Annotated in this window: 17 protein-coding genes and 1 pseudogene; 11 read left to right on the top strand and 7 right to left on the bottom strand. The window is 71.7% G+C overall.

All coding sequences use genetic code 11. The annotated features are described in order from the left end of the window. Window positions 1-44: 44 nt before the first annotated feature. Entirely contained in the window at window positions 45-494 is a 450-nt protein-coding gene (locus ACIQU3_RS18570) for a hypothetical protein (RefSeq protein ID WP_403740673.1), read from the top strand. Between the two features lie 3 nt (window positions 495-497). Here the strand turns inward: ACIQU3_RS18570 and ACIQU3_RS18575 are convergent, their stop codons facing one another. The 3 genes from ACIQU3_RS18575 to ACIQU3_RS18585 form a co-directional block, all read right to left on the bottom strand. Continuing rightward, on the bottom strand, window positions 498-1,634 hold the full coding sequence (locus tag ACIQU3_RS18575; protein ID WP_403926330.1) for an RNA polymerase sigma factor SigF: 1,137 nt from the start codon (window positions 1,632-1,634) through the stop codon (window positions 498-500). A 17-nt stretch (window positions 1,635-1,651) separates the two neighbouring features. Beyond that, on the bottom strand, window positions 1,652-2,065 hold the full coding sequence (locus ACIQU3_RS18580) for a hypothetical protein (protein ID WP_003992877.1): 414 nt from the start codon (window positions 2,063-2,065) through the stop codon (window positions 1,652-1,654). 260 nt (window positions 2,066-2,325) lie between these two features. Then, entirely contained in the window at window positions 2,326-2,586 is a 261-nt protein-coding gene (locus ACIQU3_RS18585) for a UBP-type zinc finger domain-containing protein (protein ID WP_234849473.1), read from the bottom strand. A 62-nt stretch (window positions 2,587-2,648) separates the two neighbouring features. On the opposite strand from ACIQU3_RS18585, the gene ACIQU3_RS18590 reads away from it, so the two are divergent. Then, window positions 2,649-4,247 carry a Na+/H+ antiporter gene (locus tag ACIQU3_RS18590; RefSeq protein WP_403740681.1) on the top strand — a complete coding sequence of 533 codons (1,599 nt, stop codon included), beginning with the start codon at window positions 2,649-2,651 and terminating at the stop codon, window positions 4,245-4,247. Window positions 4,248-4,415: 168 nt separating this feature from the next. Here the strand turns inward: ACIQU3_RS18590 and ACIQU3_RS18595 are convergent, their stop codons facing one another. Beyond that, window positions 4,416-5,324, bottom strand: a complete 909-nt coding sequence (locus tag ACIQU3_RS18595) for a 1-aminocyclopropane-1-carboxylate deaminase/D-cysteine desulfhydrase (RefSeq protein WP_403926333.1) — start codon at window positions 5,322-5,324, stop codon at window positions 4,416-4,418. Between the two features lie 249 nt (window positions 5,325-5,573). Here ACIQU3_RS18595 and ACIQU3_RS18600 point away from each other — a divergent pair, with 249 nt between their 5' ends. The 7 genes from ACIQU3_RS18600 (at window position 5,574) to ACIQU3_RS18630 (ending at window position 12,310) form a co-directional block, all read left to right on the top strand. Continuing rightward, complete coding sequence (locus ACIQU3_RS18600) at window positions 5,574-6,980, top strand: family 2B encapsulin nanocompartment shell protein (RefSeq protein ID WP_403740689.1); 1,407 nt, start codon at window positions 5,574-5,576, stop codon at window positions 6,978-6,980. A gap of 111 nt (window positions 6,981-7,091) precedes the next feature. Beyond that, a complete protein-coding gene (locus ACIQU3_RS18605) occupies window positions 7,092-8,267 on the top strand; it encodes a polyprenyl synthetase family protein (protein WP_403926336.1) in 1,176 nt (391 codons plus the stop codon). Window positions 8,268-8,719: 452 nt separating this feature from the next. Further along, window positions 8,720-9,367 (top strand): GNAT family N-acetyltransferase, encoded by a 648-nt coding sequence (locus tag ACIQU3_RS18610; RefSeq protein ID WP_403926339.1) that lies wholly within the window; start codon window positions 8,720-8,722, stop codon window positions 9,365-9,367. A 267-nt stretch (window positions 9,368-9,634) separates the two neighbouring features. Then, window positions 9,635-10,219 (top strand): dihydrofolate reductase family protein, encoded by a 585-nt coding sequence (locus ACIQU3_RS18615; protein WP_403740699.1) that lies wholly within the window; start codon window positions 9,635-9,637, stop codon window positions 10,217-10,219. A 26-nt stretch (window positions 10,220-10,245) separates the two neighbouring features. Continuing rightward, a complete protein-coding gene (locus ACIQU3_RS18620) occupies window positions 10,246-10,518 on the top strand; it encodes a hypothetical protein (protein WP_403740705.1) in 273 nt (90 codons plus the stop codon). Window positions 10,519-10,647: 129 nt separating this feature from the next. Further along, the gene (locus ACIQU3_RS18625) at window positions 10,648-11,061 is read left to right on the top strand and encodes a YciI family protein (protein WP_403740707.1); all 414 of its coding nucleotides are present in this window, start codon (window positions 10,648-10,650) and stop codon (window positions 11,059-11,061) included. Window positions 11,062-11,089: 28 nt separating this feature from the next. Continuing rightward, entirely contained in the window at window positions 11,090-12,310 is a 1,221-nt protein-coding gene (locus ACIQU3_RS18630) for an RNA polymerase sigma factor (protein ID WP_403740710.1), read from the top strand. A gap of 79 nt (window positions 12,311-12,389) precedes the next feature. Here ACIQU3_RS18630 and ACIQU3_RS18635 read toward each other — a convergent pair whose 3' ends face one another. Both ACIQU3_RS18635 and sodN read right to left on the bottom strand, forming a co-directional pair. Further along, entirely contained in the window at window positions 12,390-13,130 is a 741-nt protein-coding gene (locus ACIQU3_RS18635; protein WP_403740712.1) for a VOC family protein, read from the bottom strand. A 430-nt stretch (window positions 13,131-13,560) separates the two neighbouring features. Then, complete coding sequence (gene sodN, locus ACIQU3_RS18640; protein WP_030928916.1) at window positions 13,561-13,956, bottom strand: superoxide dismutase, Ni; 396 nt, start codon at window positions 13,954-13,956, stop codon at window positions 13,561-13,563. A 223-nt stretch (window positions 13,957-14,179) separates the two neighbouring features. On the opposite strand from sodN, the pseudogene sodX reads away from it, so the two are divergent. Next, window positions 14,180-14,353 (top strand): annotated as a pseudogene (gene sodX, locus ACIQU3_RS18645) (nickel-type superoxide dismutase maturation protease); the annotation flags it as partial. A gap of 65 nt (window positions 14,354-14,418) precedes the next feature. On the opposite strand, the gene ACIQU3_RS18650 reads toward sodX, so the two are convergent. Next, window positions 14,419-15,078, bottom strand: a complete 660-nt coding sequence (locus ACIQU3_RS18650) for a CGNR zinc finger domain-containing protein (RefSeq protein ID WP_403740716.1) — start codon at window positions 15,076-15,078, stop codon at window positions 14,419-14,421. Between the two features lie 89 nt (window positions 15,079-15,167). Here ACIQU3_RS18650 and ACIQU3_RS18655 point away from each other — a divergent pair, with 89 nt between their 5' ends. Further along, complete coding sequence (locus ACIQU3_RS18655; protein WP_403740718.1) at window positions 15,168-15,938, top strand: class I SAM-dependent methyltransferase; 771 nt, start codon at window positions 15,168-15,170, stop codon at window positions 15,936-15,938. The last annotated feature ends 36 nt before the right edge of the window (window positions 15,939-15,974 follow it).

A 15,974-nucleotide genomic window follows, 5' to 3' on the forward strand; every position in this document is an offset into this window, starting at 1 on the left:
ACCTGGCCACGAGGGGCGCGTACGACGAGGGCTACTCTTCAGGGGTGAGCAGTGAGCAGACCCCCACCACCGAGGAAACCACCGGCCCGCGCCCCCGGCGTCTGACGTACGCCGCGCTGCTGGCCGCGCTGGAGGGTCTCGCACTGGTCGTCGGCGGCGTCTGGATCCTCGTCCTCGGCCTCACGGGGCACCCCGACGACCGGCAGCAGGCCGTGACCGGGGGCATCACGCTGGTCGTGCTCGCGCTGCTGCCGCTGTTCGCGGCCCGCGGGCTGCTCGCCCTGCGCAGCTGGAGCCGAGGCCCGGCCGTGATCACCCAGCTCATGGCGCTGCCGGTGGCCTACAACCTGCTGCAGGCCGACAGCATGGCCATCCCCGGCGGGATCGCCCTCGCGGTCGCGGCCGTCGCGTCGCTCGTCCTGCTGGTGAACCCCGAGACGACCCGGGCCCTCGGGATCCGCGGGCCCGGCAACTCCGGCGACCTTCAGAAGTAGCCGTCACTCCTCGACGAGGAGTTTCTCCCGCAGCTGTGCCAGCGTGCGCGCCAGCAGCCGGGAGACGTGCATCTGGGAGATGCCGACCTCCTGGGCGATCTGCGACTGCGTCATGTTGCCGAAGAACCGAAGCAGCAGGATCCGCTTCTCGCGCGGCGGAAGATCCTCCAGCAGGGGCTTGAGGGACTCCCGGTACTCCACGCCCTCCAGCGCCTCGTCCTCGGCGCCGAGGGTGTCCGCGACGGCCGGGGACTCGTCGTCGGTGTCGGGAACGTCCAGGGACAGCGTGGAGTACGCGTTGGCGGACTCCAGGCCCTCCAGGACCTCCTCCTCCGAGATCGCCAGCTTCTCGGCGAGCTCGTGGACCGTGGGGGAGCGGCCGTGCAGCTGCGAGAGCTCGGCCGTGGCCGTGGTCAGCGCCAGGCGCAGCTCCTGAAGCCGGCGCGGGACGCGCACCGCCCAGCCCTTGTCGCGGAAGTGCCGCTTGATCTCGCCGACGACCGTCGGGGTCGCGTACGTCGAGAACTCCACGCCGCGGTCCGGGTCGAAACGGTCGACCGACTTGATCAGCCCGATCGTGGCGACCTGGGTGAGGTCGTCCAGTGGCTCGCCCCGGTTGCGGAAGCGGCGCGCGAGATGCTCCACGAGCGGCAGATGCATCCGGACCAGCTGGTTGCGCAGCTCCGCGTACTCGGGGCTGCCGCTGCTCAGTGTGCGCAGCTTGAGGAACATCTCGCGCGCCCCGCTGCGGTCCGGAGAGCCGTGCTGCGCACTCTGTGCGTGGTGTGCACGCGGCGCCTGATCCTCGGAGTCTCGCTCGTGCTCGCTCATCGTCCCGCCCGTCGCCCTTCCCCGAGCCCTCGCCTCCTCCGCCACTCTCGACTTCTCGCGAGTGGGGGGACCCCCCTGGGCCGGGGATGCTCCGATGCCCCCGCCCAAAGGCGCGCTCCGCACGGCATCGTCCCGGCCGGGCCGCCCGCCGCCCGGCAGGACGACCCCCGCGGAGTCGTCCTCGGGATGCGGGCGGGCCTGCTCGGGGATGCCGTCGATGCCGTCCGCCATGCGCCGGGCACCCTTCGGGCCACGCGTGCCCGTGTCCTCGGTCGGCAGCTCTCGTGTGCCGCGCTCTTCGTCCCGCACCGGCCCGTCCTCGCTCCTCACGCCGGCCCGGGTCCCGCGCCGCGCTGTTTGTAGAGGCTGATCGAAACGGTTTTGTCCTTGTCCACGGCGGACGAGACCTTGCCCGCGAGAGCGGACAGGACGGTCCAGGCGAAGGTGTCCCGCGAGGGGGCATGACCGTCCGTGGTCGGCGCCGAGACGGTGACCTCGAGTGAGTCGTCGACGAGGCGGAAGACGCAACTGAGCACCGAGCCGGGCACGGCCTGCTGAAGCAGGATCGCGCAGGCCTCGTCCACTGCGATGCGCAGGTCCTCGATCTCGTCGAGGGTGAAGTCCAAACGGGCCGCGAGACCGGCCGTGGCCGTACGCAGCACCGACAGGTAGGCCCCCGCGGCCGGCAGCCGGACTTCCACGAAGTCCTGGGTCGCGGGCTCGCCTGCGATCTGGGACACCCTCACCTCCATGGTGGTACAAGCGTTTCAGGGCCGAGGGTCGTCCCCCGGGATAACGCGATACGTGGTTCAGCGGTGACGCTACCGCGCTCTCGACGGTCCTGTCCCCGGGACCCCAACCCCTTGTCGTCACTCACAGTAAACCTGTGGATACGCTCCGTGTCTAGGGGTTGGGCGGGCCCAAAAGGGAAGAGCGCGCGCCGGGTTGACGTACCCAGACGTCAGACGGTCGAACCGTCCGCCGCCGGGGTCCTGTCGCGTCACACCAGGACATGGTCGACGAAGCACCAGCGCCAGGTCTCCCCGGGCTCGTGTGTCCGCATCACGGGGTGACCGGACTCCTTGTGATGCTCCGACGCGTGCCGTCCCGGCGAGGAGTCGCAGCAGCCGACGTGACCGCAGCTGAGACACAGCCGCAGCTGCACAGGATCCATGCCCTCGGCCAGACACTCCGGACACGTCTCGCTGAGCGGGCCGGGTTCGGGGTGCGGCAGCGCCTCGGCGTGCGTGCACTGTTTCATGATTGCCAGGTTACGACGGTCGGGCGGAAGACCGCGCCGAAAAATGAGGGTGGGCGAGAACGATGGACGTGATGCCACTGCTGCTGCTCGTGGCGGGCAGTGCCGCGATCGCGGCGGCCGCGCGGCGCACCCCGGTGCCGGCGCCGCTGCTGCTGGTGGCCGTGGCGCTGGGGGTCAGCTATGTACCGGGGGTGCCCGAGTACACGCTCGACCCGCACGTCGTCCTGCCGCTGATCCTGCCGCCGCTGCTGCACACGGCAGCGACCGAGAGCTCCTACCTCGACCTGCGGGCGCAGCTGCGGCCGGTCGCGATGCTGTCCGTCGGGTACGTGCTCTTCGCGACCTTCGTCGTCGGCTGGGCCCTGTACGTGATCGTGCCGGGGATGCCGCTGACCGCGGCCCTGGTCTTCGGCGCGGTGGTGGCACCCCCGGATGCGGTCGCGGCGACGGCGGTCGCCCGCCGGGTGGGGCTGCCGTCGCGGATCACCACGATCCTCCAGGGCGAGTCCCTGCTCAACGACGCCACCGCGATCACCGCCTACCGCGTGGCGCTGGCCGCCGCCGTCGGCGAGGGCGCGACCTGGGCCGAGGGGATCGGCGAGTTCCTCCTCGCGGCGGTCGGCGGCGTCGTGGTGGGTCTGCTGCTGATGGCGCCGATCCACTGGCTGCGCACCCACGTGAAGGAAGCGCTGCTGCAGAACACGCTGTCCCTGCTGATCCCCTTCGTCGCGTATGCCGTCGCCGAGCAGCTGCACGCCTCCGGTGTCCTCGCGGTCGTGGTCGTCGCGCTCTACCTGGGACACCGCGCGTGGGAGGTCGATTTCGCGACCCGCCTGCAGGAGGAGGCGGTCTGGAAGATGGTCGCCTTCGTCCTGGAGTCGGCGGTGTTCGCGCTGATCGGCCTGCAGCTGCCGGTGGTGCTGAGGGGGCTCGGGGAGTACGAGGGCGTCGACGCCGCCTGGTACGCGGTCGCCGTCTTCCTGGTCGTCGTCGCGGCCCGGTTCGTCTGGGTCTACCCCGCCACCTTCCTGCCGCGGCTGCTGTCGGCCCGGGTGCGGGAACGGGAGGAGAACCCCACGTGGAAGGGGCCCTTCGTCATCGCCTGGGCCGGGATGCGGGGTGTGGTCTCGCTGGCCATCGCCTTCTCCATCCCGCTCACCATGCACGACGGCGAGGAGCCCTTCCCGCAGCGCAACCTCATCCTCTTCCTGACCTTCACGACGGTCATCGGGACCTTGGTCGTGCAGGGCCTGACCCTGCCGCCGCTCATCCGGGTGCTGAAGTTCCCCGGGCGGGACGCGCAGACCGAGACGCTCGCCGAGGCCAACGCCCAGGCGCAGGCGTCCCGGGCCGCCGAGCGACGCCTGGACGAGCTCCTCACCGATGAGCGCAACGCCCTGCCCGCCCCGCTCGCGGACCGGCTGCGCATCGTGCTGGAGCGCCGCCGCAACGCCGTCTGGGAGCGGCTCGGCCAGGCCAACCCGGTCACCGGGGAGTCCGTGGACGACACCTACCGGCGACTGTCGAGGGAGATGATCAGCGCCGAGCGCGAGGTGTTCGTCAGACTCCGGGACGGCCGTTACATCGACGACGAGATGCTGCGGACCCTGCTGCGCAGGCTGGACCTGGAGGAGGCGGCGGCTTTCCGGGAGGCCGCCTGACGGCGGAGCGACGCCTGGAGGAACAACCAGCAGCGTCAAGGAACAGCGGCGTCAAGGAACAGTGAGCTCAAGGAACAGCGAGGTCAAGGATCGGCGGGGCCAAGGCTCAGCGGCGCCAAGGGCCAGCGCGCCGAGGATCAGCGGCGCCGAGGAACGCGCAGGGGCTCCTCAGGGGAAAGGGCGGCCGGTGATCACGGCCGCTACCGCAGTCCCGCGCGGGAAGGCTCCCTCATCCGCCAGTGTGACGAGTCCGTACAGCAGTTTGGCGACGTACAGACGCTCCACCGGCAGCCCGTGCCGCTGTTCGAAGTCCGCCGCGAAGGCGTCGAGCTCGGCGGGCACGCGCGCGTAGCCACCGAAATGGAAGCGCTCGTCAAGACTCCACGTGCCGCGCCGGCCGCCGAACGCCGCACGCTGCAGCGCCTCCGTCTCGGCGGTCAGGAAGCCGCCCTTGAGCACCGGCACACCGAGGGCACGCGAGCCGGACCCGAGACCGGCGGCCATCCCCGCGAGCGTGCCACCGGTACCGCAGGCGACGGCGGCGACGTCGGCCCGCTCGCGCAGTTCGGCGCCGAGTGCCCGGCAGCCGCGCACGGCCTCGGCGTTGCTGCCGCCCTCGGGGACGACGTACGCGTCCTCGGCGTCCGCCGCGCGCAGGATGCCGGCCAGCTCCGGCGGCGAGGCCTTGCGGCGGTAGGTCCCCCGGTCGACGAAGTGCAGCCGCATGCCGTCGGCCGCGCAGCGGGCCAGCGAGGGGTTCAGGGGCCGCCCGGCCAGCTCGTCGCCGCGTACGACACCGACCGTGGGGATGCCGAGCAGCCGTCCGGCCGCGGCCGTGGCGCGCAGGTGGTTGGACCAGGCGCCGCCGAAGGTGACGACGGGACGGCCGGCGGCGGCTGCCAGGTTCGGCGCGAGTTTGCGCCACTTGTTGCCGATCAGCTCGGGGTGGATCAGATCGTCCCGCTTCAGCAGCAGCCGCACGCCCCTGCGCTCGAACCGGCCGTCCACGACTTCCTGCACCGGTGACGGCAGCCGGGGACGCAGCGCGGCGAGTCCTGGGGTGTCGGGGCTGGTCACCGGGCCATTGTCACCCGGACGTGGGGGCGAGGGCCCCGGTGCTGACGCCGCCGGGCCCCGGCACCCGTTTCGCGTCCCGGACAGGGGCGCTTTCGCATGCCGCGAGAGGCCCCCTTTGCCCAGCAGTGCGAAGATCCATTCCCCCTCTTTCGGGTAATAGCACCACGACGGCGGGTGCGGAAGGCTTGCCGGTGCACATCGATGCCCGAGGCATGTGGGCGTCGGTCACAACCGGGAGGGCAGTTCTCTATGTCGGTAGGCGAAGAGGTCCGCACCGAGCAGACCAAGCCGCAGCAGAGTCTCGGCACGGCGGCCGCGCGGAACCTGGCCACCACGACCAAGTCCGTGCCGCAGATGCAAGAGATCAGCTCGCGCTGGCTGCTGCGGATGCTGCCCTGGGTCGACATCCAGGGCGGCACGTACCGGGTGAACCGACGGCTGACGTTCGCCGTGGGCGACGGCCGGGTGACGTTCGTGAAGACCGGCGACCGCGTCGAGGTCATCCCCGCCGAGCTGGGGGAGCTGCCGGCGCTGCGGTCGTACGAGGACGAGGAGGTGCTCTTCGAGATCTCCCGCCGCTGCGAGCAGAGGGAGATCCCGGCGGGTGAGGTGATCGCCTCCTTCGGCAGCCCGTCCGACGAGGTGTACCTCCTGGCGCACGGCAGGGTGGAGAAGGTCGGCACGGGCCCCTACGGGGAGGACGAGTCCCTCGGGGTCCTCGCCGACGGCGCATACTTCGGCGACGACGCACTGCTCGACGAGGACGCCATCTGGGAGTTCACGGCCCGCGCCCTCACCGCCTGCACCGTTCTCGTGCTGCCCCGCCAAGAGTTCCAGCAGATCGCGGAGCGCTCGGACACCCTGCGCGAACACCTCCGGCAGCGCCGCTCGATCCCCTCCCAGCGCTCCAACCCGTACGGCGAGAAGGAGATCGACCTCTCCTCCGGCCACTCCGGCGAACCGGACATCCCGCACACCTTCGTCGACTACGAGGCCCGGCCCCGTGAGTACGAACTGAGCGTCGCCCAGACCGTGTTGCGCATCCACACCCGCGTGGCCGACCTCTACAACCAGCCCATGAACCAGACCGAGCAGCAGATCCGGCTGACGGTCGAGGCGCTCAAGGAGCGCCAAGAGCACGAGCTCATCAACAACCGCGACTTCGGGCTCCTGCACAACTGCGAGTACGACCAGCGGATCCAGCCGCACGACGGTGTGCCCGGCCCGGACGACATGGACGAGCTCCTCAGCAGGCGCCGCGGCACCAAGTTGCTCCTCGCCCACCCGCGTGCCATCTCCGCGTTCGGCCGCGAGCTCAACAAGCGCGGGCTGGTGCCCGAGACCATCGACATGGCCGGCAACCGCATCCCGACCTGGCGCGGTGTGCCGATCTTCCCGTGCAACAAGATCCCGGTCTCGGACGCCCGCACGACGTCCATCATCGCCCTGCGTACCGGCGAGGCCGACCAGGGCGTGATCGGTCTGCGCGCGTCCGGCATCCCGGACGAGATCGAGCCCAGCCTGTCGGTGCGTTTCATGGGCATCAACGAACAGGCCATCATCAAGTACCTGGTCACGGCCTACTACTCGGCCGCGGTCCTGGTGCCGGACGCGCTCGGCGTCCTGGAGAACGTCGAGATCGGCCGCTGGCGGTGACGCTTGCGGCACACCGGCCGTGTCCCCGCCCGTCAGGGCGGGTACATCCTCGGGGTACGCGCCCAGCGGCAGCGGAAGCGCCACCCTCCGCTCATTCTCCGAGGCGGTCCCATGGGTGAGTCCCTCACGGAGTCCGGGACGGAGACGACGCTGCCCGCCCCGGACGGGCAGCGCCACGCCGGGCACCGGCGCACGGCCGGGACACCAGCGGGGCGAGCGACCATCGGGGCACAGCGCGGCAGCCGGCCGGCGCCGGCCGAGGCGCACGAGGCGGTCATGCTGCTGGAGCGGGCCCGGGCGGAGGTCGATCCGGTGCTGCGGGCCGCGCTCGGCTCGCTGCCCGGGCCGATCCGCCGGATCGTGCGATCCCGCTTCGGCTGGGAACAGGCCGACGGCACGGTGACGCAGGGGGGCTCCGGCAGGGCGATCCGGCCCGCGCTGGTCCTCGCCGCTGCGGCGGCCCGCGGCGGGTCCGAGGCGCGGGCGGGGGCGGCTCGGGCAGCTGCGGCGGTCGAACTGGTCCACCACGCCACACTGCTGCACGAAAACGTGACGGACCGGGGCGCCACCCGTCGCCGTCACCCCACCGCGTGGGCCTCGTTCGCCGATGCCGATGCCGATGCCGTCCTCGCCGGGGACGCCTTGCAGGCGCTGGCACTGCGTCTCCTCGCGCAGGATCCGCACCCGGCCGCACGGGCCGCCGCCGTCCGGCTCGCGCACTGCGTGGTCGAACTGTGCGCGGGGCAGCACGCGCACACGACCCTGGAGCGGTGCGCCCGCACGGAGGTCACGCTTGACGAGGTGCTCGCCGTGGCGGAGGCCGAGACGGGCGCCCTGATCGGAAGCGCCTGCGCGATCGGCGGACTGTACGCGGGCGCCGCGGAGGCGGAAGTGGCCGCGCTGGACGCGTTCGGGCGGGAAGCCGGGCTCGCCTTCCGGCTCATCGACGACGTCATCGGCATATGGGGCGATCCGCCCCGCACCGGTGCCCCCGTCGGGGCCGCCCCGGCCGCTCGCAGGAAGTCTCTGCCGGTGGCGGCTGCCTTCGCCTCCGGCCACCCGGCGATGGCGGAACTCGCCGAACTGTACGAAGGTCCAGACGAGATGGGGGATCCGGAGCGCATAGCCCTGGCGGTGGAGCACGCGGGTGGCCGTGACTGGGCCCAGGGCCAGGCGGCGGACCGGATGGCCCGGGCAATGCGGCAGCTGGCCCGAGCCGTGCCGGACCCGGAGGCGGCGGGCGGCCTGCTGGCGCTCGCCGAGTTCGCGACACGGCGGGCCGGTTGAGGGCCCACGGAGGTCGGCGACCGCAGTGGTCGCCGACCCACGCAGTCAGTGGGGCCTTGGAGCTGTGGCCCACATCGGTTGGAGGTCCCTCCCACCGCCGCGAGTGACACCACCGGCGACGGCCCTTCGGGTCACCGAAGGGCAGGACTCCGGAGCGCCGGTGGCCGTGCGGCTCCTGACCCCGCACGGCCACCGGTCTCCGGTCGGCGGGTCCCGCACTGCCCCACGGTGTGCGGGACCCGCTCCCTTCTCGCGCCGCTCCCGGATCAACTCCCGGACCGGTTCCCGGATCCACTCCTGTAACGGCTCCCGCGTGCCTCGTGCACCGCTCCCGCACCGGTCGGGATTGGGCAAACGTTCGACTGAATCCCGCCAAGATCCTGCTCGCAGCGTCCTGTCGGAGCCGGTCCCCCTACGATCGACGCCCGTCGGGACGAGCGAAGGGGCGGGGCATGGGTGTGGCCATCCGGACGGCGGGCGCGGGGGACAGGGAGCTGATCGTCCGGCTTTTGGACGAGGCGTTCCAGGACGACCCCGTGAGCGGCTGGGTCTTCCCCGGTGCGGAGGAGCGCCGCGCCAAGCACCCCGGACTCATGGCCGCCTTCACCGACATCGTGCTCGCGGCCGGCCGCATAGACGTCACCGAGGACGGCTCGGCCTGCGCCCTGTGGCTCTCCATGCCCGGGGACGAAGGCCCCGACGGCCCTGATGGTGCTGAAGGCCCCGACGGCTCCGAGGGCCACGACGGCGCCGCGGACGATGAAGGGCCGGCCCAGGTGCGGGAGGCCGTCGACCCCGACAACGAGCGCATCGAGGCGATCGGCCGGCTGACGGCGGCGATCCATCCCACGGGGCGGGCCCACGAGTACCTGTGGATGATCGGCGTGTCGCCCGGCCGGCAGGGCGAGGGTCTCGGCACCGCGCTCATCGAGGCCGTCCTCGACCGCTGCGACCGTGAGGGCCTGCCCGCCTACCTGGAGGCCAGCAGCGCCCGCAGCCGCAAGTTGTACGAGCGCCTGGGCTTCGCGCCCGCCGGACCGGCCCTCGACCTCCCCGACGGCCCCGCGATGTGGCCCATGTGGCGCGAGCCCAGGCCTTAGCGGCGGCCCGCCGGGACCCACCGGAGCGTCAGCGGCGGCCCGCCGTGACCCACTGGAGCTTTAGCGGCGGCCCGCTCGGAACCACCGGAGCGTCAGCGGCGGCCCGCCCGGAACCACCGGTGAGCGCGAGCGCCTCCAACGGGACTGGCGACCATGCGGAGTGCCCTCTCCCACTTTCGGCGATTCATCGTCATCCTCTTGCAACCACTACAAGGGAAGTACTACAACTGGAGTTGTTGCAGCGACTGCCTACCGAAAGAGACCGGCTTGCGAAAGCTCACGTACTACATCGCCTGTTCCCTCGACGGCTTCATCGGTGACCCGAGCGGAGACGCAACAGCGATGATGCGACTCCTCGACGAGGAGTTCCTCGACTTCCTGAGGACGGAATACCCGGACACCGTGCCCACCCAGGCACGCCGTGCCCTCGGCTTCGACGACCTGCCGAACAAGCGGTTCGACACCATCATTCAGGGACGGGGCAGTTACGACCTCGCCCTGAAGGAGGGCATCACCAGCCCCTACGCCCATCTGCGGGAGTACGTCGCCTCCAGGACCCTGGAGAAGTCGCCCGACCCGAACGTCGGGATCATCGCCGACGACCTGGTCGGGAAGGTCCGTGAACTGAAGGCCGAGGACAGCGAGTTCGGCATCTTCCTGTGCGGTGGCTCCCAGGTCGCGGGGGAACTGCTCGACGAGATCGACGAACTCGTCATCAAGACCTACCCGCTCGTCTACGGGGCGGGCATGCCGATGTTCGGCTGCGGGTTCGCGATCTCGGAGTTCACCCCGGGGTCGGTGCGCACGTTCGGCAACGGCGCTCTGGTGCGCACGTACAGCAGGAAGCGCTGAACCCACGACCGGCCTACTCTGGGGACATGGGCAGCGAAGAACACGTCTGTCCCAGTTGCGGACAGCCGGTTGAGACGGTCGTCCGGCGTCACAAGACGCTGGGCACCTGGGTTCCCCGATGGGTGGCGGGCCCGTGCGGCAACCCGGAATGCGGGGACTACGACCCGGACGCCGTGGGCAGTGGCCACACCGTCGAGGGCGCTCGCCCCGGCGAGGCCCACGCGGCCACCGGGGCAACCGCCCCGCCCGCGACGACGCCCCGGCCCGAAGCCGGCTCCGGTCCGCCCGGCGGGGCTTAGGGCCTGGAGCAGGCCCCCGGTGAAACCGCCGCGAACCATTCCCGAGCCCGTGTCGAGATGCGCCGCCCGGCTCCGACGTCCCCTGTGAAGAGCCGCCCGACGGGGTGGCGCGAGCGAAGGAGCGGACCGATGAAGTACCTGGTCATGGTGCAGGGCACACAGGCGGACTACGAAGCCATGCGGGGCAGGGCCTCGGCGGATTCCCCGGCCTGGAGCGAGGCCGAGCTGCAGACCATGTTCGCCTACATGGGAGCCATCAACGACGACCTCTCCGACAGTGGAGAGCTCGTCGACGCGCAGGGGCTGGCCGAGCCGGCACAGACCCGTCATGTCACCCTCGGCGACGACGGCAAGGCCGTGATCACGGACGGGCCGTACGGCGAGACCAAGGAGCTGCTGGCCGGCTACTGGGTCCTGGAGTGCGAAAGCCTGGAGCGGGTCACGGAGATCGCCGACCGGGTCGCACGCTGCCCCCAGCCGGCCGGAGCCCCCGCTCACCCGGTCGTGATCCGTCCGATCATGGACGGTTCCGGGGACATCTGACGGACGACCGGCACCGACGGACACGCCCGTGCGGGAGACACCCGAGATCGAGGACCTGCTGCGCAGCAATGCGCCGCAGGTCCTCGGTGCGCTGGTCAGACGGTACGGGCACTTCGACGCCGCCGAGGACGCCGTACAGGAGGCACTGCTCGCGGCGGCCGGGCAATGGCCCTCCGCGGGCGTGCCCGGCAACCCGCGCGGCTGGCTGATCAAGGTGGCTTCGCGGCGGCTCACCGACGCCCTGCGCAGCGATCAGGCCCGGCGGCGGCGTGAGGAGCGGGCCGCCGCGCTCACGCCCCGGGACGCGTTCACGGCACCGCCGCCCGGGGAGCGGGCGCCCCGCGAGGACGACACACTGTCGCTGCTGTTCCTGTGCTGCCATCCGGACCTGTCGCCGTCCGCGCAGATCGCGCTGACCCTGCGGGCCGTGGGCGGTCTGACCACCGCGGAGATCGCCCGGGCGTATCTGGTCCCCGAAGCGACGATGGCGCAGCGGGTCAGCCGGGCCAAGCGGAAGGTGCGGGACGTGCGCTTCGGCCGCCCGGACCGCTGGGAGCAGCGGCTGCCGTCCGTCCTGCAGACCCTCTACCTGATCTTCAACGAGGGCTATACGGCCACTTCGGGCGCCGCGCTGCAACGCCGCGACCTCGCGGGCGAGGCGGTGCGGCTGACCCGCACGGTCTACCGGCTGCTGCCCGGCGACCGCGAGGTGGCCGGGCTGCTCGCGCTGATGCTGCTCACCGACGCCCGGCGCGATGCGCGCAGCGGTCCGCGCGGCGAGCTGATCCCCCTCGACGAGCAGGACCGCGGCCGCTGGGACCGGGCGGCCATCGAGGAGGGCGTCGCACTGGTCACCGGGGCCCTGTCCCGGGGCCGCCCGGGGCCGTTCCAACTGCGCGCCGCGATCGCCGCCGTGCACGACGAGGCACCCTCGGCCGAGGCGACGGACTGGGCGGAGATCCTGGGCCTGTACGACGTGCTGGTCGCCCTGGTGCCCGGCCCGGTCGAACGTCTCAACCGTGCGGTCGCCGTCGCCATGGTCCACGGCCCGCACGCCGGCCTCGCCGAACTCGATCGCCTGGCCGACGAGTTGAAGGGGCACCGCCTGGACGCGGTACGAGGTCACCTCCTGGAGCGCGCGGGTCGGCCCGAAGCGGCGCGTGCCGCCTACGAGTCGGCGGCGGCGCAGACCCTCAGCCTCCCCGAACAGCACTATCTCCGGGCCAGGGCGGCGCGGTTGCGCGACTAGCGCGTGCGACGTGGGGCTACCGCCCGACGTCCGAAGCCCACACGTCCATCGCCACCTCCTGTCCGCACCACCGGCCGCATCACTCTCTGCCCCGCCGTCCGCCGGTCACCGGGTCCCGGTTCGTCAGGCAGTACGTTCCGCCCGACGGGTCGCGCAGCACCGTCCAGCCGGAGAAGCCGGCCACGAAGGCGGCTCCGAGGTGCTCGTGCAGGGCCCGGGTCGCCGCGACGTCGGCGCAGGCGAGGTCGAGGTGGGCCGAGGTCGTGCCCTCCTCCCCGAGGCGTTGCAGGAGCAGACGGACCGGGAGGCCGGGCGGCGGCTCGACCACGTGGAACTCCGGCAGGGCGCCCGGGCGCGACTCCCAGCCGTCGAGCAGCGCGCTCCAGAAGGCGACCTCGGCGTCGTAGGCCGAGGGCGGGACGTCCACGCACACCTGGTCGAGACGGCTGCCCCGCACCACGCCCGGCCGCGCCGACTGACCGCGCCACAGGTCCGCGCAGAACGGCTGTCCACCGGGCGAGCGCAGCACGACGAGCGACCCCAGGTCGGTCAGCACGCGCGCGCCGAGCCGCACCGCCGCGGCGGAGAACTCCGGTACGTCGTCCACGCAGAAGTCGAGGTGCGCACCTCCGGAACCCGCGCCGACCGCCTGCACCTTCACGCACGCGTCGGTGCCCTCGGGGAGCAACGTGACGAACTCGTCGTGCTCCCCGCGCGGTTCGGACAGGCGGGTGTCCGTGACCGCCGTCCAGAAGTCGCAGGCGGCGCCGAAGGTCTCACGAGGGCGGTCGATGAAGGCGTACGTCCAGCCGATCCTCATGGGCGCGATCGTAGAGGCACGGGCCACCGCCGTCTGCGTGAACCTCGACCAGCCCGGGCCGCACCGGTGCCGATCCACCGGCCCGCGCTGTTTGCGCCGACCGGGGCTACTCGGTGGGCGGCTGCGTCGGCGCTGCCGTGATCGGCGGAGGGGACTGGGGCTGATCATCCGCGCACACGAAGGGACGCAGACGAACCGGCGGGCCGGGCACGCAGGCGTGGCGAAAGCCCCTGGCCGCAACGGGCCTTGTCGGCCTTCGGGCGACGTGGGGAGGGAGCGGCTCCGCCACCGCCCTCGGCGCCGGCGGACCGAGGGTAGAAGACCGCACCCGGACCGTCATGGACGCCGTGCTCGGCGAACGACGGCCCGGGTGCGGACCTCCAGACCTGGCAAGCAAGGAAAGTTGCAGGTCAAACGGCATGATCCAAGATCAGGCCTTCTTGGTCTCCCAGAAGATCTTGTCGATCTGGGCGATGTAGTCCAGCGCCTTCTGGCCGGTCGCCGGGTCGGTCGAGCCCTTGGCGGCCGAGAGGGCCTTCAGGGCGTCGTTGACCAGCTGGTGCAGCTCCGGGTACTTCTCGAAGTGCGGGGGCTTGAAGTAGTCGCTCCAGAGCACCGACACGTGGTGCTTGGCGAGCTCGGCGCGCTGCTCCTTGATGACGGTGGCACGCGCCTGGAAGTGCGGGTCGTCGTTGCCGGCCATCTTCTCCTGGACAGCCTTGACCGACTCCGCCTCGATGCGGGCCTGGGCAGGGTCGTACACACCGCAGGGAAGGTCGCAGTGCGCACTGACCTTGACCTTGGGGGCAAACAGGCGGGAAAGCATGGAGCATTCCTTCCTCGTGATCGTCTTCTCACAGGGGATATTACTCCGTGAGGGACGGCTTTTCGCGGGTGCCCCCATGGGCTTAGGACAAAAGTCCGGGGTGAGACTGAGACTGGTGGAGGAAGAACCGGGGAGGTGCCGGGTGATGCCGGAGCTGTCGCAGGAGTCCGAGCGGGGGAGGCCGGCCCCGCCCTTCGGGGTGGCCGAGGTCACCGGGCCGTCCATGGTGCCCACGCTGTACCACGGGGACCGGCTCCTGGTGCACTACGGGGCCCGGGTCAGGCCCGGGGACGTCGTCGTGCTGCGGCACCCCTTCCAGCAGGACCTGCTGGTCGTCAAACGGATCGCCCAGCGGCGCGAGAGCGGCTGGTGGGTGCTCGGGGACAACGCGTACGCCGGCGGCGACAGCACCGACTACGGCGTCGTGCCCGACGACCTCGTGCTGGGGCGGGTCCGGTTCCGCTACCGGCCGCGCAGGTCCGGCCGGCGGTCGCCCTGGGCGCTGCTGGGCTGGGCGCTGTCGGCGGCCAGGCCCGTCCTCTCGGGCACGTCGGGCCGGGTGGCCTCCAGGCGTTTGCGGGCGCGGTAGGCCGCCACGTTGGCGCGGGTGGCGCAGCGGTCGGAGCAGTAGCGCCGCGAGCGGTTGGTCGAGGTGTCGAGGTAGGCGTTGCGGCAGGGCGCAGCCTCGCACAGGCCGAGGCGGTCCACGCCGTATTCGGTCAGGTGGAACGCCAGGCCCATCGCGGCGATCGCCGCGTAGCCCGCGGTCGCGTTCGACGGGTGGTCCGCCAGGTGCATGTGCCACAGGGGGCGGCCGTCGTCGTCGCGGAAGTCGTGCCCGGAGATCTGCGGGCTCACCGGGAATTCCAGCAGCAGTGAGTTCAGCAGGTCGACGGCGAGCCTCTCGTCACCGGTGTCGGCCGCCTCGAAGACCGCGCGCAGCCGCGCCCGGACCGAGCGGAACCGGGTCACGTCCGCGTCGGTGGCGCGGCGAGCCGCCGACTGGCTGGGCCCGAACAGGTCGCGGACGGCCTCGACCGACGTCAGGGCGTCCTTGCCCCGGACCGGTTCCTCGGTGTTGACGAGGCGCACGGCGTAGTCCGAGTAATAGGCCAGTTCCACTTGTAGTCCTTACGGAGGGGCTTTATGGTCGTGAGCGCGCACTTGTAACAGCTGATGGTGCTTCCAGGGTATTACGAGGGAGGGGCTCGATGACGGACGCGGACACCACCACGGCCACCACCGACTGGCAGGCCTGGCAGAAGAGCTGGGACCGGCAGCAGGAGTGGTACATGCCCGACCGCGAGGAGCGGTTCCGGATCATGCTCGACATGGTGGAGGCCCTCGTGGGCACCGCCCCCCGCGTCCTCGACCTCGCCTGCGGCACGGGCACCATCACCGCCCGGCTGCTCGCCAGGTTCCCGGACGCCACCAGCACCGGCGTCGACCTCGACCCGGCGCTCCTGGCCATCGCCGCGGGCACCTTCGCGGGTGACGAGCGGGTCGGTCTGGTCACCGCCGACCTCAAGGACCCGGACTGGCCGTCGCAGCTGCCGTACGACTCCTACGACGCCGTTCTGACCGCGACGGCCCTGCACTGGCTGCACAAGGAACCCCTCGCGGACCTCTACGGCCGGGTCGCGGGACTCGTCCGCCCCGGCGGTGTCTTCATGAACGCGGACCACATGATCGACGAGACGACGCCGCGGATCAACGCGGCGGAGCGGGCGCAACGACATGCCCGTATGGATCAGGCCAAGCGGGACGGCACCCCGGACTGGGCCGAGTGGTGGCAGCTCGCCGCCAAGGACCCGGTCCTCGCCGGGCCCACCGCCCGGCGCTACGAGATCTACGGCGAACACGCCGACGGTGACATGCCGTCCGCGGCCTGGCACGCGCGCGTGCTGCGCGAGAAAGGGTTCGGCGAGGCCAGGCCCGTGTGGTGCTCGCCGTCGGACACCCTGCTGCTGGCTCTGAAGTAGGACACGCGAAGGGGGCGGTACGGAGATCCCGTACCG

The sequence above is a fragment of the Streptomyces sp. NPDC101110 genome, from assembly GCF_044759525.1.
Classification (GTDB): Bacteria; Actinomycetota; Actinomycetes; order Streptomycetales; family Streptomycetaceae; genus Streptomyces.